This window comes from Pseudomonas sp. RW407, assembly GCF_003176655.1.
Lineage (GTDB): Bacteria > Pseudomonadota > Gammaproteobacteria > Pseudomonadales > Pseudomonadaceae > Pseudomonas > Pseudomonas delhiensis.
The window spans coordinates 232,397-254,945 of the sequence record NZ_QGSL01000029.1 but is presented as its reverse complement, the minus strand read 5'-3'; the positions used below and the strand labels follow the sequence as shown (position 1 = coordinate 254,945).

27 protein-coding genes are annotated in these 22,549 nt (G+C 66.4%); 15 read left to right on the top strand and 12 right to left on the bottom strand.

Translation table 11 applies throughout. The annotated features are described in order from the left end of the window. The coding region (locus tag DK254_RS34280) for a ZIP family metal transporter (protein ID WP_371921089.1) at positions 1–244 on the top strand (244 nt) is incomplete at its 5' end. Between the two features lie 25 nt (positions 245–269). Here DK254_RS34280 and DK254_RS02060 read toward each other — a convergent pair. From DK254_RS02060 to DK254_RS02015, 10 genes are all read right to left on the bottom strand, one after another. Continuing rightward, positions 270–542, bottom strand: a complete 273-nt coding sequence (locus DK254_RS02060; RefSeq protein WP_009617794.1) for an HPr family phosphocarrier protein — start codon at positions 540–542, stop codon at positions 270–272. Between the two features lie 31 nt (positions 543–573). Beyond that, the gene (gene rapZ, locus DK254_RS02055; protein ID WP_089390613.1) at positions 574–1,431 is read right to left on the bottom strand and encodes an RNase adapter RapZ; all 858 of its coding nucleotides are present in this window, start codon (positions 1,429–1,431) and stop codon (positions 574–576) included. A gap of 1 nt (position 1,432) precedes the next feature. Next, positions 1,433–1,897, bottom strand: coding sequence for a PTS IIA-like nitrogen regulatory protein PtsN (gene ptsN / locus DK254_RS02050; RefSeq protein ID WP_089390614.1), 465 nt, complete (start codon positions 1,895–1,897; stop codon positions 1,433–1,435). A gap of 12 nt (positions 1,898–1,909) precedes the next feature. Continuing rightward, on the bottom strand, positions 1,910–2,218 hold the full coding sequence (hpf, locus tag DK254_RS02045) for a ribosome hibernation-promoting factor, HPF/YfiA family (RefSeq protein ID WP_089390615.1): 309 nt from the start codon (positions 2,216–2,218) through the stop codon (positions 1,910–1,912). A 76-nt stretch (positions 2,219–2,294) separates the two neighbouring features. Next, positions 2,295–3,797, bottom strand: a complete 1,503-nt coding sequence (locus tag DK254_RS02040) for an RNA polymerase factor sigma-54 (RefSeq protein ID WP_109931857.1) — start codon at positions 3,795–3,797, stop codon at positions 2,295–2,297. A gap of 214 nt (positions 3,798–4,011) precedes the next feature. Next, a complete protein-coding gene (lptB, locus tag DK254_RS02035) occupies positions 4,012–4,737 on the bottom strand; it encodes an LPS export ABC transporter ATP-binding protein (RefSeq protein WP_109931855.1) in 726 nt (241 codons plus the stop codon). Beyond that, positions 4,737–5,273 carry a lipopolysaccharide transport periplasmic protein LptA gene (gene lptA, locus DK254_RS02030; RefSeq protein ID WP_089390618.1) on the bottom strand — a complete coding sequence of 179 codons (537 nt, stop codon included), beginning with the start codon at positions 5,271–5,273 and terminating at the stop codon, positions 4,737–4,739. Before lptA ends, lptB begins: the two co-directional genes overlap by 1 nt. Next, positions 5,260–5,829 carry an LPS export ABC transporter periplasmic protein LptC gene (lptC, locus tag DK254_RS02025; protein ID WP_089390619.1) on the bottom strand — a complete coding sequence of 190 codons (570 nt, stop codon included), beginning with the start codon at positions 5,827–5,829 and terminating at the stop codon, positions 5,260–5,262. Before lptC ends, lptA begins: the two co-directional genes overlap by 14 nt. A gap of 8 nt (positions 5,830–5,837) precedes the next feature. Next, on the bottom strand, positions 5,838–6,362 hold the full coding sequence (locus DK254_RS02020) for an HAD family hydrolase (protein ID WP_109931853.1): 525 nt from the start codon (positions 6,360–6,362) through the stop codon (positions 5,838–5,840). Then, positions 6,363–7,337 (bottom strand): KpsF/GutQ family sugar-phosphate isomerase, encoded by a 975-nt coding sequence (locus DK254_RS02015; RefSeq protein WP_109931851.1) that lies wholly within the window; start codon positions 7,335–7,337, stop codon positions 6,363–6,365. Positions 7,338–7,580: 243 nt separating this feature from the next. Between DK254_RS02015 and DK254_RS02010 the strand changes: the two genes are divergently transcribed. The 10 genes from DK254_RS02010 (at position 7,581) to hisC (ending at position 15,492) form a co-directional block, all read left to right on the top strand. Next, positions 7,581–8,390, top strand: coding sequence for an ATP-binding cassette domain-containing protein (locus DK254_RS02010; protein WP_109931850.1), 810 nt, complete (start codon positions 7,581–7,583; stop codon positions 8,388–8,390). Beyond that, positions 8,390–9,187: a lipid asymmetry maintenance ABC transporter permease subunit MlaE gene (mlaE, locus tag DK254_RS02005; protein WP_109931848.1), complete on the top strand. Its 798-nt coding sequence runs from the start codon at positions 8,390–8,392 to the stop codon at positions 9,185–9,187. The genes DK254_RS02010 and mlaE overlap by 1 nt, the downstream gene beginning before the upstream one ends. Further along, positions 9,187–9,663, top strand: coding sequence for an outer membrane lipid asymmetry maintenance protein MlaD (gene mlaD, locus DK254_RS02000; protein WP_109931847.1), 477 nt, complete (start codon positions 9,187–9,189; stop codon positions 9,661–9,663). Before mlaE ends, mlaD begins: the two co-directional genes overlap by 1 nt. Before the next feature lie 20 nt (positions 9,664–9,683). Next, complete coding sequence (locus DK254_RS01995; RefSeq protein ID WP_109932927.1) at positions 9,684–10,343, top strand: phospholipid-binding protein MlaC; 660 nt, start codon at positions 9,684–9,686, stop codon at positions 10,341–10,343. Next, complete coding sequence (locus tag DK254_RS01990) at positions 10,340–10,651, top strand: lipid asymmetry maintenance protein MlaB (RefSeq protein WP_109931845.1); 312 nt, start codon at positions 10,340–10,342, stop codon at positions 10,649–10,651. The genes DK254_RS01995 and DK254_RS01990 overlap by 4 nt, the downstream gene beginning before the upstream one ends. Positions 10,652–10,765: 114 nt before the next feature. Then, complete coding sequence (locus tag DK254_RS01985) at positions 10,766–11,005, top strand: BolA family protein (RefSeq protein WP_109931843.1); 240 nt, start codon at positions 10,766–10,768, stop codon at positions 11,003–11,005. A gap of 20 nt (positions 11,006–11,025) precedes the next feature. After that, positions 11,026–12,291: a UDP-N-acetylglucosamine 1-carboxyvinyltransferase gene (murA, locus tag DK254_RS01980; RefSeq protein WP_089390624.1), complete on the top strand. Its 1,266-nt coding sequence runs from the start codon at positions 11,026–11,028 to the stop codon at positions 12,289–12,291. Positions 12,292–12,303: 12 nt separating this feature from the next. Continuing rightward, positions 12,304–12,939 carry an ATP phosphoribosyltransferase gene (gene hisG, locus DK254_RS01975; protein WP_109931841.1) on the top strand — a complete coding sequence of 212 codons (636 nt, stop codon included), beginning with the start codon at positions 12,304–12,306 and terminating at the stop codon, positions 12,937–12,939. 123 nt (positions 12,940–13,062) lie between these two features. Next, positions 13,063–14,373, top strand: coding sequence for a histidinol dehydrogenase (gene hisD, locus DK254_RS01970; RefSeq protein ID WP_109931839.1), 1,311 nt, complete (start codon positions 13,063–13,065; stop codon positions 14,371–14,373). A gap of 60 nt (positions 14,374–14,433) precedes the next feature. After that, positions 14,434–15,492, top strand: a complete 1,059-nt coding sequence (gene hisC / locus DK254_RS01965; RefSeq protein ID WP_109931838.1) for a histidinol-phosphate transaminase — start codon at positions 14,434–14,436, stop codon at positions 15,490–15,492. Positions 15,493–15,540: 48 nt separating this feature from the next. On the opposite strand, the gene algW is transcribed toward hisC, so the two are convergent. Next, positions 15,541–16,701, bottom strand: coding sequence for a Do family serine endopeptidase AlgW (gene algW, locus DK254_RS01960; RefSeq protein WP_089390628.1), 1,161 nt, complete (start codon positions 16,699–16,701; stop codon positions 15,541–15,543). 115 nt (positions 16,702–16,816) lie between these two features. Between algW and DK254_RS01955 the strand changes: the two genes are divergently transcribed. Continuing rightward, complete coding sequence (locus DK254_RS01955; protein ID WP_109931836.1) at positions 16,817–17,575, top strand: Nif3-like dinuclear metal center hexameric protein; 759 nt, start codon at positions 16,817–16,819, stop codon at positions 17,573–17,575. Positions 17,576–17,588: 13 nt separating this feature from the next. Here the strand turns inward: DK254_RS01955 and mltB are convergent, their stop codons facing one another. Further along, entirely contained in the window at positions 17,589–18,695 is a 1,107-nt protein-coding gene (mltB, locus tag DK254_RS01950; RefSeq protein ID WP_109931834.1) for a lytic murein transglycosylase B, read from the bottom strand. Positions 18,696–19,073: 378 nt separating this feature from the next. Here mltB and cysD point away from each other — a divergent pair, with 378 nt between their 5' ends. The 3 genes from cysD to cysN all read left to right on the top strand — a co-directional run bounded on the left by cysD (position 19,074) and on the right by cysN (position 22,348). After that, positions 19,074–19,991, top strand: a complete 918-nt coding sequence (cysD, locus tag DK254_RS01940) for a sulfate adenylyltransferase subunit CysD (protein ID WP_043272357.1) — start codon at positions 19,074–19,076, stop codon at positions 19,989–19,991. A gap of 61 nt (positions 19,992–20,052) precedes the next feature. After that, positions 20,053–20,394, top strand: a complete 342-nt coding sequence (locus DK254_RS01935; RefSeq protein WP_109931830.1) for a four helix bundle protein — start codon at positions 20,053–20,055, stop codon at positions 20,392–20,394. A gap of 52 nt (positions 20,395–20,446) precedes the next feature. Next, positions 20,447–22,348 carry a sulfate adenylyltransferase subunit CysN gene (gene cysN / locus DK254_RS01930; RefSeq protein WP_109931828.1) on the top strand — a complete coding sequence of 634 codons (1,902 nt, stop codon included), beginning with the start codon at positions 20,447–20,449 and terminating at the stop codon, positions 22,346–22,348. Positions 22,349–22,549 lie beyond the last annotated feature (201 nt).

Sequence of the window (22,549 nt, the reverse complement as noted above, 5' to 3'; positions counted from 1 at the left end):
GATGCTGGCCGGCGCGGCTTCCGGGCTGGTCGAGCCGTTGTTCGCGGTGCTCTGCGCCTGGCTGGTGGGCGTATCGCGGATGCTGCTGCCCTGGGGCCTGGCCCTGGCGGCGGGCGCCATGCTCTACGTGGTGGTGCGGGAAATCGTTCCGGAATCGCAGCGCCGTGGCTATGCCGGGGAGGCCACCCTGGGGCTGATCGTCGGCTTCTGCCTGATGATGGTGCTGGATACGTCGCTGGGCTAGCACCCGGCGTCGTGCGGGCGGGCGGTCACTCGCCTTCGTCGAAGTAGTTGTTGATCAGGTCGACGAGCGCCTGCAGGGCCTCGTCGGCCTGCTCGCCCTCGGCGTTCAGGTGCAGGTTGGTGCCCTTGCCCGCGGCCAGCATCATCACGGCCATGATGCTCTTGCCATCCACCGTGCTCTCCGGGCTGCGGCCGACGCGGACCTGGCACGGGAAGCGGCCGGCCACGCCGACGAATTTGGCCGCCGCGCGGGCATGCAGGCCGAGCTTGTTGATGATGGTGATCTCGAGGGCGGGCATCGCGAGGGGGCTGTCCTTTCGTTATCTGCTGCTAGCTCAGGTCGCGGTGGCGAATCTGCACGTTCTTCAGGGTGGCTCTCAGGGCACTGCCGATGCGCTCGGCGAGGTAGACCGAGCGATGATGGCCGCCCGTGCAGCCGATGGCAATGGTGACGTAGGCGCGGTTGCTGGCGGCGAAGCGCGGCAGCCATTTGTTCAGGTAGCCCAGGGTGTCCTGGTACATCTCTTCCACGTCGGGCTGCTCGGCGAGGTATTGCTGCACGTCCTTGTCCAGGCCCGACTGCTCGCGCAGTTCCGGTTTCCAGTAGGGGTTGGGCAGGCAGCGCACGTCGAACACCAGGTCGGCGTCCACCGGCATGCCGCGCTTGAAGCCGAAGGACTCGACGAGGAAGGCGGTGCCCGGCTCGGGTTTGTTCAGCAGGCGCAGCTTGATGACGTCGCGCAGCTGGTAGAGGTTGAGGTTGGTGGTGTTCAGCTTGAGGTCGGCGAGGTCGGCGATCGGGCTGAGCAGTTGCTCCTCGTCGGCGATGGCCTCGGCGAGGGAACGGTTGTCGGTGGTCAGCGGGTGGCGCCGGCGCGTTTCGGAGAAGCGCTTGAGCAGCGTCTCGTCGTCGGCGTCCAGGTACAGCACGTCGCACTGGATGTGCTTGTCGCGGGCCTCCTGCAGCAGCTCGGGAAAACGCTTGAGCTGGCTGGGCAGGTTGCGCGCGTCGATCGACACGGCCACCTGCGGATGCATCAGCTCGGTGTGCAGCAGCGCGCGCTGGGCCAGGTCCGGCAGCAGGCTGGCTGGCAGGTTGTCGATGCAGTAGAAGCCGCTGTCCTCGAGGACGTTGAGGGCAGTGCTCTTGCCGGAGCCGGAACGGCCGCTGACGATGATCAGGCGCATGCTAGTGGCCGTTCTGCACTTCCACGACTATCTGATACAGCGCGTCGCCATCGCTCGCGCGGCGCAGGCGGTCGCGCACCTCGGAACGGTCGAGCATGGAGGCGATCTGGCGCAGCAGCTCCAGGTGCTCCTCGGTGGCCGCTTCGGGTACCAGCAGGACGAACAGCAGGTCGACCGGGGCGCCGTCGAGGGCGTCGAAGTCCACCGGTGCATCGAGGTGAAGGATTGCGCTGATCGGCGCCTTGCAGCCGGTCAGGCGGCAGTGGGGAATGGCGATGCCATTGCCGAAGCCGGTGGAGCCCAGGCGTTCGCGGGCCACCAGGCTTTCGAAGATGTCTTGCGCGTCGAGGCCGGGAAGGTCTTTCACGACCAGGTTGGCGATCTGTTCGAGTACGCGCTTCTTGCTGCCGCCCGGCACGTTCACCAGGGAACGGCCGGGGGACAGGATCTGCTCAAGTCGGATCATAGGGGAGGGGGGTTAGCGGACTCCAACGCCCTGTTGGCGTTCGAGGTACTTTTCCTTGTGTTTGATCAGTTGGCGGTCGAGTTTGTCGGTCAGCAGGTCGATGGCTGCGTACATGTCTTCATGTTCGGCACAGGCCACCACTTCGCCACCGGCGATGTGCAGGGTGGCTTCGATGCGCTGTTTCAGCTTTTCGACCTCCATGATGACCTGAACATTGGTGATCTTGTCGAAGTGGCGCTCCAGTCGGCCGAGTTTCTCGCCGACGTAGTCGCGCAGGGCGTCGGTCACATCCAGTTGATGTCCACTGATGTTGACTTGCATACCGCTTTCTCCTTATTGCCCGTGTATAAGTGGCAGGTTATGGGGCCTGCCGCCGGAACACCTTGGCTTGGGTCAATCAGACCAGTCGCTTGCGCTCGCTCGACGGAGCTATCCCGAGGGATTCCCGGTACTTGGCGACTGTCCGACGTGCCACTTGAATGCCCTGTGCCTCCAGTAAACCAGCGATCTTGCTGTCGCTCAACGGCTTTTTCGGACTTTCTGCCGCGACCAGTTTCTTGATGATGGCGCGGATCGCCGTGGACGAGCATTCACCGCCCTCGGAGGTGCTGACGTGGCTGGAGAAGAAGTACTTCAGCTCGAAGATGCCACGCGGGGTGTGCATGAATTTCTGCGTGGTGACCCGCGAGATGGTCGACTCGTGCATGCCCACCGCCTCGGCGATGTCATGCAGGACCAGCGGCTTCATGGCCTCCTCGCCGTACTCGAGGAAGCCGCGCTGGTGCTCGACGATCTGCGTCGCCACCTTCATCAGCGTCTCGTTGCGGCTCTGCAGGCTCTTGATGAACCAGCGGGCTTCCTGCAGCTGGTTGCGCATGAAGGTGTTGTCGGCGCTGGAGTCGGCGCGGCGCACCAGGCCGGCGTACTGCGAATTGACGCGCAGGCGCGGCACCGCTTCCTGGTTCAGTTCCACCAGCCAGCGCTCGTTGTGCTTGCGCACTATCACGTCCGGCACCACGTACTCGGCCTCGCCGGACTCGATCTGCGAGCCCGGGCGCGGGTGCAGCGACTGGATCAGCTCGATGGTCTCGCGCAGCTCGTCTTCCTTGAGCTTCATGCGCCGCATCAGCTGGGTGTAGTCGCGGCTGCCGAGCAGGTCGAGGTGGTCGGCGACCAGGCGCAGGGCCTCGTTCAGCAGGTGGGTGTTGGCGGGCATCTGGCGTAGCTGCAGCAGCAGGCATTCGCGCAGGTTGCGCGCGCCGACGCCGGCTGGCTCCATCTGCTGGATGCGCCGCAGCACCACTTCCACCTCGTCCATCTCGACGTCCAGCTCGGGGTCGAGGGAGACGAGGATGTCCTCCAGGGACTCCTCCAGGTAGCCGTCGTCGTTGATGCCGTCGATGATGCTGAGGGCGATCAGGCGGTCGGTGTCGGACATGGGGGAGAGGTTCAGCTGCCACAGCAGGTGGCTCTGCAGGCTCTCGCCGGCGGAGGTACGGGCGGTGAAGTCCCACTCGTCGTCGTCGTTGCTGGGCAGGCTGCTGGCGCTGGTCTGGTAGACGTCTTCCCAGGCGGTGTCGACCGGCAGCTCGTTGGGGATGCGTTCGGCCCACTGGTCCTCGTCCAGGCTGTCGGCGCTGGGCGTGGTGGTTTCCTGGAAGCTTTCGCTCTGCGAGTTGGCGTTGGTGTTGGCGGGGGTTTCCGCGCCTTCGGCGTAGGGGTCGCTAGCGTCGAAGTCGTCGCCTTCTTCCTGGCGCTCGAGCATCGGGTTGGATTCCAGCGCCTCCTGGATCTCCTGTTGCAGGTCCAGGGTGGAGAGTTGGAGCAGTCGGATGGCCTGTTGCAGCTGCGGGGTCATCGTCAGCTGCTGGCCCATCTTGAGGACAAGCGATGGTTTCATGGCTGGAACTTGGCACCTTGTTCGCTGGCGTGTAGTGCGCCATATCCACGACTACGGGCGCCAGGGCCGAAGCTCCGGAACGCCGCTAGGAAGCAAATTATATGCCTGAATTCTCGGACTTTGCCTAGGGCGTTTACGCATAAATCTGATGTCGGTCGGTCGGGCCGACGTGATGGGGTGCCTGCGCCCCGGCGCGAGGCCGGGGCGTGGGGGCTCAGAGGCGGAACTCGTGGCCCAGGTAGACTTCCTTGACCAGCTCGTTGGCCATGATTGCCGTGGAGTCGCCTTCGGCGATCAACTGGCCGTCGTTGACGATGTAGGCCGTCTCGCAGATGTCCAAGGTCTCGCGCACGTTGTGGTCGGTGATGAGCACGCCGATGCCCTTGGCCTTGAGGTGGTGGATGATCTGCTTGATGTCGCCCACCGAGATCGGGTCCACGCCGGCGAAGGGTTCGTCGAGGAGGATGAACTTCGGCGAACTGGCCAGGGCGCGGGCGATCTCCACGCGGCGGCGCTCGCCACCGGACAGGCTCATGCCGAGGTTGTCGCGGATGTGGTGGATGTGGAACTCCTCCAGCAGGCTCTCCAGGGCTTCCTTGCGGCCGTTGCGGTCGAGGTCGGCGCGGGTCTCGAGGATGGCGCCGATGTTGTCCGCCACCGACAGCTTGCGGAAGATCGAGGCTTCCTGCGGCAGGTAGCCGATGCCGGCGCGGGCGCGGCCGTGCATGGGCAGGTTGGTGACGTCCTGCTCGTCGATGCGGACCACGCCCTGGTCGGCGCGCACCAGGCCGACGATCATGTAGAAGCAGGTGGTCTTGCCGGCGCCGTTGGGACCGAGCAGGCCGACGATCTGCCCGCTGTCGATGCTCATGCTGACGTCGCGGACGACCTGGCGACCCTTGTAGCTCTTGGCGAGGTGCTGTGCGGTGAGCGTGGCCATTACTGGGCTTGATCCTGCTTCTTCTTGGGCTGGATGACCATGTCGATGCGCGGGCGCGGGGTGGTCACCTGGGTGCCCGTGGCGCGGCCGGCGTTGACGATCTGCCGTTCGGTATCGTAGACGACCTTCTCGCCTTCGAAGGTATTGCCTTCCTGGATCACCTTGGCCTGGTCGATCAGGATCACCCGGTTCTGGGTGACGAAGTACTGGATGGTCAGGCCGTAGGCCTTGGTGATTTCCTTTTCCGGCGCCGGCTTCTGCTCGAAGTAGGCGGGCTTGCCGACCGAGGTGACAACCTCGATCTCGCCGTCCTTGTTCTGCTTGAGGGTGACGGTGTTGCCGGTCAGCTTCATGCTGCCCTGGGTCACCACCACGTCGCCGCGGTAGACCGCGACGCCCTGCTTGTCGTCCAGCTCGGCGCTGTCGGCCTGCACGCGGATCGGTTGTTCGCGATCGGTCGGCAGCGCCCAGCTTGCGCTGCTGCCCAGGCTGGCGACGAGGCCGAGGAAAAGGGGGAAGGTTTTAACGAACCTCATGCTGACCTCTTACGTTGGACAGCAGGGTCATCCGGCTGTCTTTCAGATACGCTTTCATGCCTACCGCCGTGGTCACCCCTTGGGGCTCGGTGATCTTAACGGGTTGACTGGTCTCGGCATAATCCTTGTCCGGGAACACCGTCATGCGCGTGGTGGTGAGCAGCAGGGTGCGGTTCTGCGCGTCGGTGCGCTGGACCCGGACGTTGTCTATCAGTTCGACCTGCTTGCCTTCCGGGCCCACCTCGGCGCGCACGCTCTGCACGTGCCACGGCTGCGGCTGGCCCTCGCGGAAGAAGAACAGGTCCGGCGTGGTGACGTTGGTGACGTCGGTGGCCTTCATGTGTTCCAGCCGATCGGCGGTCATCTCGTAGGCCAGGCTGCCGTCCTCGCGGTACTGCAGGCTGTGGGCATTGGCCGCGTAGAAGTCGATGGCGTCGTTGCTGGGCGTGACCTGGCGCTCGTTGAAGTCCAGGCGCACGTTCCAGTAGTAGCCCAGTGCGACCAGCAGGACCGCGATCAGGGCGAGGAGGAGCTTCTGGCGAAGGGTCTTCGGCATATCCGGCTCTACAGGTAGGCGCTCTGCGCCGCCTCGAGGTTGCCCTGGGCGCGCAGGATGAGTTCGCAGAATTCACGGGCCGCGCCTTCGCCGCCGCGCGCCTGGGTCACGCCGTGGGCGTGCTGGCGAACGAAGGCGTCGGCGCTGGCCACCGCCATGCCCAGGCCGACCCGGCGGATGACCGGAAGGTCGGGCAGGTCGTCGCCCAGGTAGGCGACCTGTTCATAGCCTAGCCCGAGTTCGGCGAGCAGTTGGTCGAGGACCACCAGCTTGTCCTCGCGGCCCTGGAACAGGTGCTCGATGCCCAGGTTCTGGGCGCGGCGCTCGACCACGGCGCTCTTGCGGCCGCTGATGATGGCGGTGCGCACGCCCGAGGCGATGAGCATCTTGATGCCGTGGCCGTCGAGGGTGTTGAAGGTCTTGAACTCGCCGCCGTCGGGCAGGAAGTAGAGCTTGCCGTCGGTCAGCACGCCGTCCACGTCGAACACCGCCAGGCGCACGCCAGTGGCGCGTTGCAGCAGGTCTGCGGTCATTCAGATGACTCCGGCGCGGGTCAGGTCGTGGACGTGCAGCACGCCCACCGGGCGGTCGCCGCCGTCGACCACCACCAGGACGTTGATCTTGTGGTCGTCCATGATCTTCAGGGCTTCGGCGGCGAGCATGTCCGGGCGCACGGTCTTGCCGTGCACGGTCATCACCTGGTCGATGGTGGCCGTGCGCACGTCCACGCCCTTGTCCAGGGTGCGGCGCAGGTCGCCGTCGGTGAACACGCCGGCCAGGCGGCCGTCCTCGCCCAGGACGATGGTCATGCCCAGGCCCTTGCGGGTCATTTCCAGCAGGGCGCCGCTGAGCGAGGTGCCTGGGGAGACCTGCGGCAGTTCTTCACCCACGTGCATGATGTTTTCCACTTTCAGCAACAATCGCCGGCCCAGGGCGCCGCCCGGGTGGGAGAAGGCGAAGTCCTCGGCGGTGAAGCCGCGGGCCTCCAGCAGGGCCACGGCGAGGGCGTCGCCGAGCACCAGGGAGACGGTGGTGGAGGAGGTTGGCGCCAGGTTCAGCGAGCAGGCCTCGTGCTCGACGCTGGCGTCCAGGTTCACCGCGGCGGCCTTGGCCAGCGGCGACTCGGGGTTGCCGGTCATGCTCACCAGGGTGATGCCCAGGCGCGCGATCAGCGGCAGCAGGGTGATGATCTCGGCGGTGGAGCCGGAGTTGGACAGCGCCAGGACCACGTCGTCCCTGGTGATCATGCCCATGTCGCCGTGGCTGGCCTCGGCCGGGTGGACGAAGAACGCCGGGGTGCCGGTGCTGGCCAGGGTGGCGGCGATCTTGCGGCCGATGTGCCCGGACTTGCCCATGCCGACCACCACCACGCGGCCCTTGCAGGCGAGCAGCAGCTCGCAGGCTCGGGAGAAATCGGCCCCGATGCGTGGCAGCAGGGCATCCACCGCATCGCGCTCGAGGCCGATGGTGCGTTGTGCCGACTGGATGAAATCGTGATTCTGGCTCATGTTCCGATCGCGTGGGGCGAAGTGAAGGGCGAGATTATAACGGTAAAGCGGTCCGGGCTTCACCCTGCCGATACCGGATCTTGCACACGCGAACCTGAATCCGAGCTGAATCGCCGGTGGCGGGCCTTGGGCCGCCGCGCACGCCAGTGCTATAGTTCGCCGCCGTTCGGCCTGTCTTGCGTCACCGTGTTCCGGCGGTTCGACGGGGCATTGCAGGGACAGGGCCGTCATGCAAGGAGTTCTATGAGCACCGATGAAAAATACGCTGTCGAGCTGAAGGGGGTTACCTTCAAGCGCGGTACCCGCGCCATCTTCGACAACGTGGATATCCGTATTCCGCGCGGCAAGGTCACCGGCATCATGGGGCCGTCCGGTTGTGGCAAGACCACCCTGCTGCGCCTGATCGCCGCACAGCTGCGCCCGGTCAGGGGCGACGTCATGGTCAACGGGCAGAACCTGCCCAAGCTGGCCCGTGCCGACCTGTTCGACATGCGCAAGCAGTTCGGCGTGCTGTTCCAGAGCGGCGCGCTGTTCACCGACCTGGACGTGTTCGAGAACGTCGCCTTCCCGCTGCGGGTGCACACCGACCTGCCCGAGGAGATGATCCGCGACATCGTCCTGATGAAGCTGCAGGCCGTGGGCCTGCGCGGCGCCGTCGAGCTGATGCCGGACGAGCTGTCCGGCGGCATGAAGCGCCGCGTGGCACTGGCCCGGGCGATAGCCCTGGACCCGCAGATACTCATGTACGACGAGCCTTTCGTCGGCCAGGACCCGATCGCCATGGGCGTGCTGGTGCGGCTGATCCGCCTGCTCAACGACGCCCTGGGCATCACCAGCATCGTGGTTTCCCACGACCTGGCGGAAACCGCCAGCATCGCCGACTACATCTATATCGTCGGCGACGGCAAGGTGCTGGGGCAGGGCACGCCGGCGGAGCTCAAGGAGCTCGACGATCCGCGCGTGCGCCAGTTCATGAAAGGCATCCCGGATGGTCCGGTGCCCTTCCACTATCCCGCGCGCGACTACCGCGCCGACCTGCTGGGGGAACGCTGATGCGCAAGACTTCACTGCTCGAGCGGATCCGCCTGCTCGGGCGGTCGGGCCTCGACGTGCTCGAGGCGCTCGGCCGTTCCACGCTGTTCCTCGGCCACGCCGTGCTCGGCCGCCGGGTGCCCGGCGGCATGGGCCAGCTGCTGGTCAAGCAGCTGTACTCGGTGGGCGTGCTGTCGCTGGCGATCGTCGTGGTTTCGGGCATCTTCATCGGCATGGTGCTGGCCCTGCAGGGCTACAACATCCTCAAGGACTACGGTTCCGAGCAGGCGGTGGGGCAGATGGTGGCCCTGACCCTGCTGCGCGAACTGGGCCCGGTGGTGACCGGCCTGCTGTTCGCCGGCCGCGCAGGCTCCGCGCTGACCGCCGAGATCGGCAACATGAAATCCACCGAGCAGCTTTCCAGCCTGGAGATGATCGGCGTCGACCCGCTGCGCTACGTGATCGCGCCGCGCCTGTGGGCCGGCTTCATCTCGATGCCGCTGCTGGCGGCGATCTTCAGCGTGGTCGGCATCTGGGGCGGCGCCGCCGTCGCCGTCGACTGGCTGGGCGTATACGAGGGCTCCTTCTGGTCGAACATGCAGAACAGCGTGCAATTCGGCGAGGATGTGCTCAATGGCGTGATCAAGAGCGTGGTGTTCGCCTTCGTTGTGACCTGGATCGCCGTGTTCCAGGGCTATGACTGCGAGCCGACCTCCGAAGGGATCAGCCGCGCGACGACTCGAACCGTGGTCTATGCCTCCCTGGCGGTACTGGGGCTGGACTTCATACTGACCGCTTTGATGTTTGGAGACTTCTGATGCAAACCCGCACCCTGGAAATCGGTGTAGGCCTGTTTCTTCTCGGCGGCCTGCTGGCCCTGCTGCTGCTGGCCCTGCGTGTCAGTGGACTGACCATCGGGCATTCCACCGACACCTACCAGCTGTATGCCTACTTCGACAACGTCGCCGGCGTGACCGTGCGCGGCAAGGTGACCATGGCCGGCGTGACCATCGGCAAGGTGGTCGCCGTGGACCTGGACCACGACAGCTACCGTGGCCGGGTGACCATGGAGATCAACAAGAGCGTCAACAACCTGCCGGACGACTCCACCGCGTCTATCCTCACCGCAGGCCTGCTGGGCGAGAAGTACATCGGCATCAGCGTCGGTGGCGACGACAAGATGCTCGCCGACGGCGGGGTGATCCACGACACCCAGTCCGCGCTGGTGCTGGAAGACCTGATCGGCAAGTTCCTGTTGAACTCGGTCAACAAAGAAGAGCCCAAGAAGCAATGACGATGATGAGGATGAACGCCATGCTGACTCTCCTGCGCCGCGGCCTGCTGGTCCTGCTCGCCGCGCTGCCGCTGATCGCCAACGCCAACGCCGCGCCCAATGCGCAGCAGGTGGTGCAGCAGACCGTCGACAACCTGTTGTCCGACCTCAAGACCAACAGGCCGGCCTACCGTGCCGATCCCAAGCAGCTCTACGCCGCCCTGGACCGCATCCTCGGCCCGGTGGTGGACTCCGAGGGCATCGCCAAGGGCGTGATGACCGTCAAGTACTCGCGCCAGGCCACCCCGGAGCAGATCAAGCGCTTCGAGACGGTGTTCAAGAACAGCCTGATGCAGTTCTACGGCAACGCCCTGCTCGAGTACGACAACCAGGACATCCGCGTGCTGCCGTCCACCGGCAAGCAGGACCCGGAGCGCTCCAGCGTGAACATGGAGATCCGTGACAGCAAGGGCACCGTCTATCCGGTGCAGTACACCATGGTCAACCAGGCGGGCAACTGGCGCCTGCGCAACGTGATCATCAACGGCATCAACATCGGCAAGCTGTTCCGCGACCAGTTCGCCGACTCCATGCAGAAGAACGGCAACGACCTGGAGAAGACCATCGCCGGTTGGGACCAGGTGGTCGCCCATGCCAAGGACGCCGCCAAGGGCAACCCGGACGAGGGCAGCGCGCAATGAGCAGCGCCGCCAGCATCAGCGAGGGCGCGGCCGGCGAGCTGCGCCTGGCCGGGGTGCTCGACTACCGCAGCGGTGCGCAGCTGCGCGAGCAGGGCAAGGCCCTGATCGCCGCGAGCGGCGCCCAGCAGCTGGTGGTGGACTGCTCGGCGGTGGAGAAATCCAGCAGCGTCGGCCTGTCGCTGTTGCTGGCCTTCCTGCGCGATGCCCACGACGCGGGCAAGAGCCTGCAGGTCCGCGGCCTGCCCAAGGACATGCAGGACATCGCCAAGGTCAGCGACCTCGACGGCATCCTGCCGCTGCAGGGCTGACCGGGGCGGTCGAAAGCCCCTCCGTCTGCGACTTCCCATGGCGGGGTTCGCAGGCGGGGGGCTTTTTTGTATCATTGCCGGCCCGCGCGCGTTGAGCGCCGATTGAGGTCGAGCATGCAGGCGATTGAAGTCAAGAACTTCCTGGAAACCAAGCTTCCGGGTACCCAGGTCGAAGTGGAAGGCGAAGGCTGCAACTTCCAGCTGAACCTGATCAGTGACGAACTGGCCGGTCTGAGCCCGGTGAAACGTCAGCAGCAGATCTACGCGCACCTTAACGAATGGATCGCCAGTGGCGCCATCCATGCCGTGACCATGAAATTCTTCAGCCGCGCCGCCTGGGCCGAGCGTTCCTGAGCCGCCGGGGATAACCTGCTATGGACAAACTGATCATTACCGGCGGTTCCCGTCTCGACGGCGAAATCCGCATCTCCGGCGCCAAGAACTCCGCGCTGCCGATCCTCGCCGCCACCCTGCTGGCGGACACCCCGGTCACCGTGTGCAACCTGCCGCACCTGCACGACATCACCACCATGATCGAGCTGTTCGGTCGCATGGGCGTGCAGCCGGTGATCAACGAGAAGCTCAACGTCGAAGTCGACGCCAACAGCATCAAGACCCTGGTCGCGCCCTACGAGCTGGTGAAGACCATGCGCGCCTCGATCCTGGTGCTCGGCCCCATGGTCGCGCGCTTCGGCGAGGCCGAGGTGGCCCTGCCCGGCGGCTGCGCCATCGGTTCGCGTCCGGTCGACCTGCACATCCGCGGCCTCGAGGCCATGGGCGCGCAGATCACCGTCGAAGGTGGCTACATCAAGGCCCGGGCCCCGGCCGGTGGCCTGCGCGGCGCGCACTTCTTCTTCGATACCGTGTCCGTGACCGGTACCGAGAACATCATGATGGCCGCGGCCCTGGCCAACGGCCGTACCGTGCTGGAAAACGCAGCCCGCGAGCCTGAGGTGGTCGACCTGGCCAACTGCCTGATCGCCATGGGCGCGCAGATCCAGGGCGCCGGCACCGACACCATCGTCATCGACGGCGTGAAGCGCCTGGGCGGCGCCAAGTACAACGTGCTGCCCGACCGCATCGAGACCGGCACCTACCTGGTCGCCGCCGCGGCCACCGGTGGCCGCGTCAAGCTCAAGGACACCGATCCGACCATCCTCGAGGCGGTGCTGCTGAAGCTGGAGGAGGCCGGTGCGCACATCAACACCGGCAACGACTGGATCGAGCTGGACATGAAGGGCAACCGGCCGAAGGCGGTGAACATCCGCACCGCGCCGTACCCGGCGTTCCCCACCGACATGCAGGCCCAGTTCATCTCGCTGAACGCCGTGGCCGAAGGCACCGGCGCGGTGATCGAGACCGTGTTCGAGAACCGCTTCATGCACGTCTACGAGATGAACCGCATGGGCGCGCAGATCCTGGTCGAAGGCAACACCGCCATCGTCACCGGCGTGCCGCAGCTCAAGGGCGCACCGGTCATGGCTACCGACCTGCGGGCTTCCGCCAGCCTGGTGATCGCGGGCCTCGTGGCCGAGGGCGACACCCTGATCGACCGCATCTACCACATCGACCGTGGCTACGAGTGCATCGAAGAGAAGCTGCAACTGCTCGGCGCCAAGATCCGCCGCGTACCGGGCTAGGGCTGACCAGACATGCTGACCATCGCCCTGTCCAAGGGCCGGATCCTCGATGACACCCTGCCGCTGCTCGCAGCGGCGGGCATAGTGCCGACCGAGAACCCGGACAAGAGCCGCAAGCTGATCATCCCCACCAGCCTCGACGACGTGCGCCTGCTGATCGTCCGCGCCACCGACGTGCCGACCTACGTCGAACACGGCGCCGCCGACCTCGGCGTGGCCGGCAAGGACGTGCTCATGGAGTACGGCGGCCAGGGCCTGTACGAGCCGCTGGACCTGCGCATCGCCAACTGCAAGCTGATGACCGCGGGCGCGGTCGGCGCGCCGGAGCCCAAGGGCCGCCTGCGGGTGGCCACCAAGTTCGTCAACGTCGCCAAGCGCTACTACGCCGAACAGGGCCGCCAGGTCGACGTGATCAAGCTCTACGGCTCGATGGAGCTGGCGCCGCTGATCGGTCTGGCCGACAAAATCATCGACGTGGTCGACACCGGCAACACCCTGCGCGCCAACGGCCTGGAGCCCCAGGAGCTGATCGCCCACATCAGCTCGCGCCTGGTGGTCAACAAGGCGTCCATGAAGATGCAGCACGCCCGTATCCAGGCGCTGATCGACACCCTGCGCGACGCCGTCGAGGCGCGACACCGTCACTGATATCCACCGCGGTCCCATGACCGCGGCAGCCTATCCGTGTCATAGCCAATTTTCTCGGGTGCCCGCACGGCAGGCTTGCTAGTCTAGCGGCGCCCGAGATCACGCCAATTAAAGAGGCCAGCTATGACCGCACCCTTCGCCATCCGTCGACTCAATGCCGCCGATCCGGACTTCGCGCGTCATCTGGACCATCTGCTGTCCTGGGAAAGCGTATCCGACGACGCCGTGAACCAGCGCGTGCTGGACATCATCGCCGCCGTGCGCAGCCGCGGCGACGCCGCCCTGGTCGAGTTCACCCAGCGCTTCGACGGCCTCGCCGTCAACTCCATGGCCGACCTGATCCTGCCGCGCGAGCGCCTGGAGCTGGCCCTGACGCGCATCACCCCGGCCCAGCGCGAGGCGCTGGAAACCGCCGCCGAGCGCGTGCGCAGCTACCACGAGAAGCAGAAGCAGGACTCCTGGCGCTACACCGAGGCCGACGGCACCGTGCTCGGCCAGCAGGTCACCCCGCTGGACCGCGCCGGCCTGTACGTGCCCGGCGGCAAGGCATCCTATCCGTCCTCGGTGCTGATGAACGCGATTCCCGCCAAGGTCGCCGGCGTTTCCGAGGTGGTGATGGTAGTGCCGACGCCGCGTGGCGAGATCAACGAGATCGTCCTGGCCGCCGCCTGCATCGCCGGCGTCGACCGCGTCTTCACCATCGGCGGCGCCCAGGCCGTGGCCGCGCTGGCCTACGGCACCGAGAGCGTGCCCCAGGTGGACAAGATCGTCGGCCCGGGCAACATCTACGTGGCCACCGCCAAGCGCCACGTGTTCGGCCAGGTGGGCATCGACATGATCGCCGGCCCCTCGGAGATCCTCGTGGTCTGCGACGGCGGCACCGACCCGGACTGGATCGCCATGGACCTGTTCTCCCAGGCCGAGCACGACGAGGACGCCCAGTCGATCCTGGTCAGCCCGGACGCGGCCTTCCTCGACAAGGTCGCCGCCAGCATCGAGAAACTGCTGCCGAGCATGGAGCGCGCCGAGATCATCCGCACCTCGCTGGGCAACCGCGGCGCGCTGATCCAGGTCGCCGACCAGGCCCAGGCCTGCCAGGTGGCCAACCGCATCGCCCCGGAGCACCTGGAGCTGTCGGTGGCCGACCCGCAGAGCTGGCTGCCGGACATCCGCCACGCCGGCGCCATCTTCATGGGCCGCTACACCGCCGAGGCCCTGGGCGACTACTGCGCAGGCCCGAACCACGTGCTGCCGACCTCCGGCACCGCGCGCTTCTCCTCGCCGCTGGGGGTGTACGACTTCCAGAAGCGTTCGTCGATCATCTTCTGCTCGGCCGATGGCGCTTCGGTACTCGGCAGGACCGCCTCGGTCCTGGCCCGCGGCGAGTCGCTGACCGCCCACGCCCGCAGCGCCGAATACCGCATCAAGAACTGAACCCGTGCCGCCGCCCCGTGATGGGGCGGCCCCACCACCGCATTCGAGGAGAGAAGGGCGATGAGCAAGTTCTGGAGCCCCTTCGTCAAGGACCTGGTGCCCTACGTGCCGGGCGAGCAACCCAAGCTGGCCAAGCTGGTCAAGCTGAACACCAACGAGAACCCCTATGGCCCTTCGCCCAAGGCGCTGGCCGCCATGCAGGGCGAGCTGAACGATGCCCTGCGGCTGTACCCGGACCCCAACGCCGACCGCCTGAAGCAGACCATCGCCGACTACTACGGCGTGCGCCCGGGCCAGGTGTTCGTCGGCAACGGCTCCGACGAGGTGCTGGCCCACGCCTTCCACGCGCTGTTCCAGCACGACGGCCGGCCGCTGCTGTTCCCCGACGTGACCTACAGCTTCTACCCGGTGTACTGCGGTCTCTACGGCATCCCCTTCGAGGCGCTGGCGCTGGACGAGCGGTTCCAGATCCGCGTCGAGGACTACGCCAGGCCCAACGCCGGCATCATCTTCCCCAACCCCAACGCCCCCACCGGCTGCCTGCTGCCCCTGGAGGCCATCGAGCGCCTGCTGCTGGCCAACCCGGACAGCGTGGTGCTGGTGGACGAGGCCTACGTCGACTTCGGCGGCGAGACCGCGATCGCCCTGGTGGAGCGCTACCCGAACCTGCTGGTGGCGCAGACCCTGTCCAAGTCGCGCTCCCTGGCCGGGCTGCGCGTCGGCCTGGCGGTCGGCCACGAGGACCTGATCGAGGCCCTGGAGCGCGTCAAGAACAGCTTCAATTCCTACCCGCTGGACCGCGTGGCCCAGGCCGGCGCCATCGCCGCCTTCGAGGACCGCGAGTACTTCCAGCGCACCTGCCAGGCGGTGATCGACAGCCGCGAGAAGCTGGTGGGCGAGCTGAGCGGCATGGGCTTCGAGGTGCTGCCCTCGGCGGCCAACTTCATCTTCGCCCGCCACCCGCGGCACGACGCCGCCGAGCTGGCCGCCGGCCTGCGCGAGCAGGGTGTGATCGTGCGCCACTTCAGGCAGGAACGCATCGCCCAGTTCCTGCGCATCAGCATCGGCACCGAGGAGCAGAACCAGGCGCTGCTGGACGCCCTGCGCCCGCGGCTCTGAGCCTTCCTCGGCAGGAAAAGCAACGGCGCCCTCGGGCGCCGTTCTTCGTCATTGCTGCTGTTGCTGCGCGGGCGGGGCCGGCGGCGGGCGCAGGCCCACTTCGGCCTGCAGGGTGACGTGCTTGCCGTTGCGCAGCACCTGGATGCTGATCTGCTCGCCCGGCTTGGTGCGCGCCACCTGGTTCATCGCGGTGCGGCCATCGGCGGCCTTCTTGCCGTCGATGTCGAGGATGATGTCGCCCGGCTGCATGCCGGACTGGGCCGCGGGGCCGTCGCGGTAGACGCCGGCGACCACCACGCCGCCCTGGTCCTGCAGGCCGAAGGACTCGGCCAGCTCCGGCGTCAGCGGCTGCACCTCGACGCCCAGCCAGCCGCGGATCACCGAGCCGTGCTCGATGATCGACTGCATCACCTCCAGCGCCAGCTTGACCGGGATGGCGAAGCCGATGCCCTGGGAGCCGCCGGACTTGGAGAAGATGGCGGTGTTGATGCCCACCAGGTTGCCGCTGGCGTCCACCAGGGCGCCGCCGGAGTTGCCCGGGTTGATCGCCGCGTCGGTCTGGATGAAGTCCTCGTAGGTGTTTAGCCCCAGCTGGTTGCGGCCGGTGGCGCTGATGATGCCCATGGTCACCGTCTGGCCCACGCCGAAGGGGTTGCCGATGGCCAGGCAGACGTCGCCGGTGCGGATGCCGTCGGAACGGCCGAGGGTCATCACCGGCAGGTCCTTGAGGTCGATCTTGAGCACCGCCAGGTCCGTCTCCGGGTCGCTGCCGACCAGGCGCGCGGTGGTCTCGCGGCCGTCGCGCAGGGCCACGACTATCTGGTCGGCGCCGGCGGTGACGTGGTTGTTGGTCAGCAGGTAGCCTTCCGGGCTCATGATCACCGCCGAGCCCAGGCTCGACTCCATGCGCTTCTGTTGCGGCAGGTTGTCGCCGAAGAAGCGGCGGAACAGCGGGTCGTCGAGCATCGAGTTGCCCGGCCGGCTGACCATCTTGGTGGTGTACAGGTTGGCCACGGCCGGGGCGGCGCGGGTCACGGCGTCGGCATAGGTCCCGGGGCCCTGCTGCAGGCGGCTGAGCAGGGGCGCCTGCTGCAGGTGGACTTCCTGTTCGGGCAGGCCGACCCATTCGGGGTTACGCTGGATGATCAGCAGCGCCAGCAAGACGCCGACAAGCGCGGGCCAGCCGAGAAAACGCAGGGCCTTCAGCATCGGAGGACGATCCTTGGGGGTTGCTCGGCCTGGGGAAGGCCGCTAGGGTGGCCGCCATTATACGGGCGGCGTGGCAAGAAAATAGCCGTCTCCCTTATTGCCTGGAGGAAAATCGATGGCGATCGATCTGACCGTTCTGGTCGAAGAGGCCGACCGCTACCTGGACGCCGCGCGCATCCAGGACTACTGCCCCAATGGCCTGCAGGTGCAGGGCCGGCCGCAGGTGCGGCGCATCGTCAGCGGCGTCACCGCCAGCCAGGCGCTGCTGGACGCGGCGGTGGCCGCGCAGGCCGATGCGGTGCTGGTCCACCACGGCTACTTCTGGAAGGGCGAGAATCCCTGCGTGGTGGGCATGAAGCAGCGCCGCCTGAAGACCCTGCTGGCCCACGACATCAGCCTGATCGCCTACCACCTGCCGCTGGACCTGCACCCGCAGGTGGGCAACAACGTGCAGCTGGGGCAACAGCTCGGCCTGCACATCGAGGGCCCGCTGGAGCCGGGCAACCCGCGCTCCATCGTGTTGCTGGGCGCCCCCGCGGCGCCCACGGCGCCAGCCGATTTCGCCGCCCACGTGGCCCGGGTACTGGGCCGCGAGCCGCTGCTGGTGGAAGGCGAGCGGCCGATCCGGCGCATCGCCTGGTGCACCGGCGGCGCCCAGGGCTACATCGACCAGGCCATCGCGACGGGCGTGGATGCCTACCTCACCGGCGAGGTCTCCGAGCAGACGGTGCACAGCGCCCGGGAGAACGGCATCACCTTCATCGCCGCCGGCCACCATGCCACCGAGCGCTACGGCGTACAGGCGCTGGGCCGTTACCTGGCCGAGCGCTTCGGCATCGAGCACCGCTTCATCGACTGCCCGAACCCCGCCTGAGCGCCGCGGGCGCTCACGGCGTCGAGGCGTAGCGGCGCCGGGCCTGGTCCACGGCCGCGCCCAGCTGCCACACCGCCATCGCATAGTGGGTGCTGTGGTTGTAGCGGGTGATCACGTAGAAGTTCGGCAGGCCGTACCAGTACTGGTAGTTGCGGCCCATGTCCAGGCGCAGCAGGCTGGCGCTCTGGTGCTTGCCCAGCGGCGCCTGCGGGCGCAGCCCGGCGGCGCTCAGCGTCTGGATCGGATACTGCGTCTTGAAGCCATCCTCCAGCCCGCGCGCCTGGCCGCTGGCCGGCACGGCGATGCTGTCGTGGGTGACCCAGCCGTGCTGCTGGAAATAGTTGGCGACGCTGCCGATGGCGTCCTGCGGGTCCCACAGGTCGACGTGGCCGTCGCCATCGAAGTCCACCGCGTAGCGGGCGAACGAGGTCGGCATGAACTGGCCGTAGCCCATGGCGCCGGCGTAGGAGCCGCGCAGGGCCAGCGGGTCGTCGCGCTCCTTGCGCGCCAGCAGGAGGAACTGCTCCAGCTCGCCGGTGAAGAAGTCGGCGCGCCGCGGGTAGTCGAAGGCCAGGGTGGCCAGGGCGTCCATGATCCGCGTCTTGCCCATCACCCGGCCCCAGCGGGTTTCCACGCCGATGATGCCGACGATGATCTCCGGCGGCACGCCGTAGGTCTTCCAGGCGCGCTCGAGCGCGTCTTCGTACTGGTTCCAGAAGGCCACGCCGTTCTGGATGTTGTCCGGGGTGATGAACTTCCTGCGGTAGCGCAGCCAGGCGCCATTGGGGCCGCTCGGCGCCTGGTAGGTCGGCGCCTGGCGGTCCATCAGGCGGATCACCCAGTCCAGGCGCTGGGTGCGGCCCAGCACGTCCTGCAGCTGCTGGCGATCGAAGCCGTGCAGGCTGACCATCCGGTCGACGAAGCGCCGCGCGTTCGGGTTGTTGGCGAAGTCGCCGGTCAGCGGGCTGATCGGCTGCACCGGGTTCGCCGGGGTGTACAGGCGTGTCGTGGTGGGCGTGCCACCTTTCTGCGGGGCGGTTGCCGGCGGCGGCGAGGTGGGCTTGCTGCTGCAGGCGGCGATCAGGAGGAACAGGGGCAGGAGCGGGGCGATGCGGCGCATGGGAAATCTGCTGGGGCGTCGGGAATGAGGAATAGGGTAGCGCAGATGGGGGCGCTTACCGGGGCCTACTCTAGCGGAGGGCGGGATGCGCTTCCTCCTGAATCTGTTTCCGGGCCCGGGCTGGGTGGCGGCTTTGTGGGTGAAGGGCTGTTCGTCGGAGAGGCGGGCGCCTGTGGATATCTCGTTTCCCGCGGCGCGCCCCATCCGCCCGGCCAAGCCTGGGGCCTTAGTCTCCTGGGCCCTGGCGCGCTCTGACAAGTGGCTATATGGGTATATTCTTTCGGTATAAGTGGGCGCCCGGTTAGAGTCTGGCGTTGTGGTAGAGTGCGCCCTCGTCTACGGCCCGAAGGCCGTCCATAAGCAATTCCGTGAGTAGCCATGGTCGACAAACTGACGCATCTGAAACAGCTGGAGGCGGAAAGCATCCACATCATCCGCGAGGTGGCCGCCGAGTTCGACAACCCGGTGATGCTGTACTCGATCGGCAAGGACAGCGCCGTGATGCTGCATCTGGCGCGCAAGGCCTTCTTCCCCGGCAAGCTGCCGTTCCCGGTGATGCACGTCGACACCCGCTGGAAATTCCAGGAGATGTACCGCTTCCGCGACAAGATGGTCGAGGAGATGGGCCTGGACCTGATCACCCACATCAACCCCGATGGCGTGGCCCAGGACATCAACCCCTTCACCCACGGCAGCGCCAAGCACACCGACATCATGAAGACCGAAGGCCTCAAGCAGGCCCTCGACAAGTACGGCTTCGACGCCGCCTTCGGTGGCGCCCGCCGCGACGAGGAGAAGTCCCGCGCCAAGGAGCGCGTCTACTCCTTCCGCGACAGCAAGCACCGCTGGGACCCGAAGAACCAGCGCCCGGAGCTGTGGAACGTCTACAACGGCAAGGTGAAGAAGGGCGAGTCGATCCGCGTCTTCCCGCTGTCCAACTGGACCGAGCTGGACATCTGGCAATACATCTACCTGGAACAGATCCCGATCGTCCCGCTGTACTTCGCCGCCGAGCGCGAAGTGATCGAGATGAACGGCGCGCTGATCATGATCGACGACGAGCGCATCCTCGAGCACCTCAGCGATGAACAGAAGGCCAGCATCCAGAAGAAGATGGTGCGCTTCCGCACCCTGGGCTGCTACCCGCTGACCGGCGCGGTGGAATCCACCGCCACCACGCTGCCGGAAATCATCCAGGAAATGCTGCTGACGCGCACTTCCGAACGCCAGGGCCGGGTCATCGACCACGACCAGGCAGGTTCGATGGAAGAAAAGAAACGTCAGGGGTATTTCTAAGAAGCGGCTACAGGCTGCAGGCTTCAAGCTGCAGGCTCCAGGCAAGAACGGAGTGCTGCGAATGGATTTCGAACGGCTTGCAGTCTGGCAAAAGGCCAGGACGCTTACGGTAGATGTATATCGCGGCTTCGCAGGATGCCGCGATTACGGTTTCAGGGATCAGATCACTCGTTCGGCCCTGTCCATTCCCAGCAATATCGCCGAGGGCATGGAGAGAGGGAGCGAGAGGGAGAAGTGCCGGTTCCTCTGGATCGCGAAGGGTTCTTGTGCAGAGCTCAGGACGCAGATTCTGGTGGGTGCCGACATCGGTTACATCAGTCCCTCAGTCGCCGACCACTGGCTTGAAGAGTCGACGCGGATCTCTCGGATGCTGACCGGCCTGATTGGCCGGATTTCAGAGTAATTTTTGGCGCTGTAAGCCTGCCGCCTGCAGCTTGCAGCCTGGAGCCCACGAAATGTCGCATCAGTCTGAATTGATCAGCGAGGACATCCTCGCCTACCTGGCCCAGCACGAGCGTAAAGAGCTGCTGCGCTTCCTCACCTGCGGCAACGTCGATGATGGCAAGAGCACCCTGATTGGGCGCTTGCTGCACGACTCCAAGATGATCTACGAGGATCACCTGGAGGCCATCACCCGCGATTCGAAGAAAGTCGGCACCACCGGCGACGACGTCGACCTGGCGCTGCTGGTGGACGGCCTGCAGGCCGAGCGCGAGCAGGGCATCACCATCGACGTGGCGTACCGCTACTTCAGCACCGCCAAGCGCAAGTTCATCATCGCCGACACCCCCGGCCACGAGCAGTACACCCGCAACATGGCCACCGGCGCGTCCACCTGCGACCTGGCCATCATCCTGATCGACGCCCGCTACGGCGTGCAGACCCAGACCCGCCGGCACAGCTTCATCGCCTCCCTGCTGGGCATCAAGCACATCGTCGTCGCCATCAACAAGATGGACCTGAAGGACTTCGACCAGGGCGTGTTCGAGCAGATCAAGGCCGACTACCTGCAGTTCGCCGGGAAGATCGAGCTGAAGGCCAGCTCGCTGCACTTCGTCCCCATGTCGGCGCTCAAGGGCGACAACGTGGTCAACAAGTCCGAGCGTTCGCCCTGGTACACCGGCCAGTCGCTGATGGAGATCCTCGAGACCGTCGAGATCGCCGGCGACCGCAACCTGGAGGACATGCGCTTCCCGGTGCAGTACGTCAACCGCCCGAACCTGAACTTCCGCGGCTTCGCCGGCACCCTGGCCAGCGGCATCGTGCGCAAGGGCGACGAGGTCGTGGCGCTGCCGTCGGGCAAGGGCAGCAAGGTCAAGTCCATCGTCACCTTCGAAGGCGAGCTGGAACACGCTGGCCCGGGCCAGGCCATCACCCTGACCCTGGAGGACGAGATCGACGTCTCCCGTGGCGACATGCTGGTGCATGCGGACAACCGCCCGCAGGTCACCGACGGCTTCGACGCCATGCTCGTGTGGATGGCCGAGGAGCCCATGCTCCCGGGCAAGAAATACGACATCAAGCGCGCCACCAGCTACGTGCCGGGCTCGATCCCGAGCATCACCCACAAGGTGGACGTGAACACCCTGGAAGAGACCGCCGCCAGCGAACTCAAGCTCAACGAGATCGCCCGCGTGAAGGTCAGCCTGGATGCGCCCATCGCCCTCGACGGCTATGCGCAGAACCGCACCACCGGCGCCTTCATCGTCATCGACCGGCTGACCAACGGCACCGTCGGCGCCGGCATGATCATCGCCGCGCCGCCAGCCGGCCAGAGCCATGCCGGCCACCACGGCCAGGGCGCCCACGTGAGCCGCGAGGAGCGCTCCGCGCGCTTCGGCCAGCAGCCGGCCACGGTGCTGTTCAGCGGCCTCTCCGGCGCCGGCAAGAGCACCCTGGCCTACGCCCTGGAGCGCAAGCTGTTCGACATGGGCCGCGCGGTCTACGTGCTGGACGGCCAGAACCTGCGCCACGACCTGAACAAGGGCCTGCCCCAGGACCGCGCCGGGCGCACCGAGAACTGGCTGCGCACCGCCCACGTCGCCAGGCAGTTCAACGAGGCCGGGCTGATCAGCCTGTGCGCCTTCGTCGCGCCCAGCGCCGAAGGCCGCGAGCAGGCCAGGGCGCTGATCGGCGACGAGCGCCTGATCACCGTCTACGTCCAGGCATCGCCGCAGGTCTGCCGCGAGCGCGACCCGCAGGGCCTGTACGCGGCCGGCCAGGACAACATCCCCGGCGAGTCCTTCCCCTACGACGTGCCGCTGGATGCCGACCTGGTGATCGACACCCACCACCAGTCGGTGGAAGAGGGCGTCAAGGCGGTCCTCGACCTGCTGCGCCAGCGCGGCGCGATCTGATCGCTACGCCGCTGTGAAAAAGCCCTGCTTCGCAGGCTGTGTGAAAAACCGAGCGGCTCTTCGAAGAGCGCGTTCCTACGTGAAATCTGAAGAGGCTTGGCTATTCAGCCAATCCAGAATCCACGTAGAAACGCGAAATCCAGGTTGTTTTTTAACCAGTAGGACCGATCCTGAGGTTTTCACACAGCCTGGAATGCCGGC

Coding starts and splice junctions, on each gene's coding strand:
- DK254_RS02060 (WP_009617794.1), bottom strand. CDS start 542: ATGCCCGCCCTCGAGATCACCATCATCAACAAGCTCGGCCTGCATGCC.
- rapZ (WP_089390613.1), bottom strand. CDS start 1,431: ATGCGCCTGATCATCGTCAGCGGCCGTTCCGGCTCCGGCAAGAGCACT.
- ptsN (WP_089390614.1), bottom strand. CDS start 1,897: ATGATCCGACTTGAGCAGATCCTGTCCCCCGGCCGTTCCCTGGTGAAC.
- hpf (WP_089390615.1), bottom strand. CDS start 2,218: ATGCAAGTCAACATCAGTGGACATCAACTGGATGTGACCGACGCCCTG.
- DK254_RS02040 (WP_109931857.1), bottom strand. CDS start 3,797: ATGAAACCATCGCTTGTCCTCAAGATGGGCCAGCAGCTGACGATGACC.
- lptB (WP_109931855.1), bottom strand. CDS start 4,737: ATGGCCACGCTCACCGCACAGCACCTCGCCAAGAGCTACAAGGGTCGC.
- lptA (WP_089390618.1), bottom strand. CDS start 5,273: ATGAGGTTCGTTAAAACCTTCCCCCTTTTCCTCGGCCTCGTCGCCAGC.
- lptC (WP_089390619.1), bottom strand. CDS start 5,829: ATGCCGAAGACCCTTCGCCAGAAGCTCCTCCTCGCCCTGATCGCGGTC.
- DK254_RS02020 (WP_109931853.1), bottom strand. CDS start 6,362: ATGACCGCAGACCTGCTGCAACGCGCCACTGGCGTGCGCCTGGCGGTG.
- DK254_RS02015 (WP_109931851.1), bottom strand. CDS start 7,337: ATGAGCCAGAATCACGATTTCATCCAGTCGGCACAACGCACCATCGGC.
- DK254_RS02010 (WP_109931850.1), top strand. CDS start 7,581: ATGAGCACCGATGAAAAATACGCTGTCGAGCTGAAGGGGGTTACCTTC.
- mlaE (WP_109931848.1), top strand. CDS start 8,390: ATGCGCAAGACTTCACTGCTCGAGCGGATCCGCCTGCTCGGGCGGTCG.
- mlaD (WP_109931847.1), top strand. CDS start 9,187: ATGCAAACCCGCACCCTGGAAATCGGTGTAGGCCTGTTTCTTCTCGGC.
- DK254_RS01995 (WP_109932927.1), top strand. CDS start 9,684: ATGCTGACTCTCCTGCGCCGCGGCCTGCTGGTCCTGCTCGCCGCGCTG.
- DK254_RS01990 (WP_109931845.1), top strand. CDS start 10,340: ATGAGCAGCGCCGCCAGCATCAGCGAGGGCGCGGCCGGCGAGCTGCGC.
- DK254_RS01985 (WP_109931843.1), top strand. CDS start 10,766: ATGCAGGCGATTGAAGTCAAGAACTTCCTGGAAACCAAGCTTCCGGGT.
- murA (WP_089390624.1), top strand. CDS start 11,026: ATGGACAAACTGATCATTACCGGCGGTTCCCGTCTCGACGGCGAAATC.
- hisG (WP_109931841.1), top strand. CDS start 12,304: ATGCTGACCATCGCCCTGTCCAAGGGCCGGATCCTCGATGACACCCTG.
- hisD (WP_109931839.1), top strand. CDS start 13,063: ATGACCGCACCCTTCGCCATCCGTCGACTCAATGCCGCCGATCCGGAC.
- hisC (WP_109931838.1), top strand. CDS start 14,434: ATGAGCAAGTTCTGGAGCCCCTTCGTCAAGGACCTGGTGCCCTACGTG.
- algW (WP_089390628.1), bottom strand. CDS start 16,701: ATGCTGAAGGCCCTGCGTTTTCTCGGCTGGCCCGCGCTTGTCGGCGTC.
- DK254_RS01955 (WP_109931836.1), top strand. CDS start 16,817: ATGGCGATCGATCTGACCGTTCTGGTCGAAGAGGCCGACCGCTACCTG.
- mltB (WP_109931834.1), bottom strand. CDS start 18,695: ATGCGCCGCATCGCCCCGCTCCTGCCCCTGTTCCTCCTGATCGCCGCC.
- cysD (WP_043272357.1), top strand. CDS start 19,074: ATGGTCGACAAACTGACGCATCTGAAACAGCTGGAGGCGGAAAGCATC.
- DK254_RS01935 (WP_109931830.1), top strand. CDS start 20,053: ATGGATTTCGAACGGCTTGCAGTCTGGCAAAAGGCCAGGACGCTTACG.
- cysN (WP_109931828.1), top strand. CDS start 20,447: ATGTCGCATCAGTCTGAATTGATCAGCGAGGACATCCTCGCCTACCTG.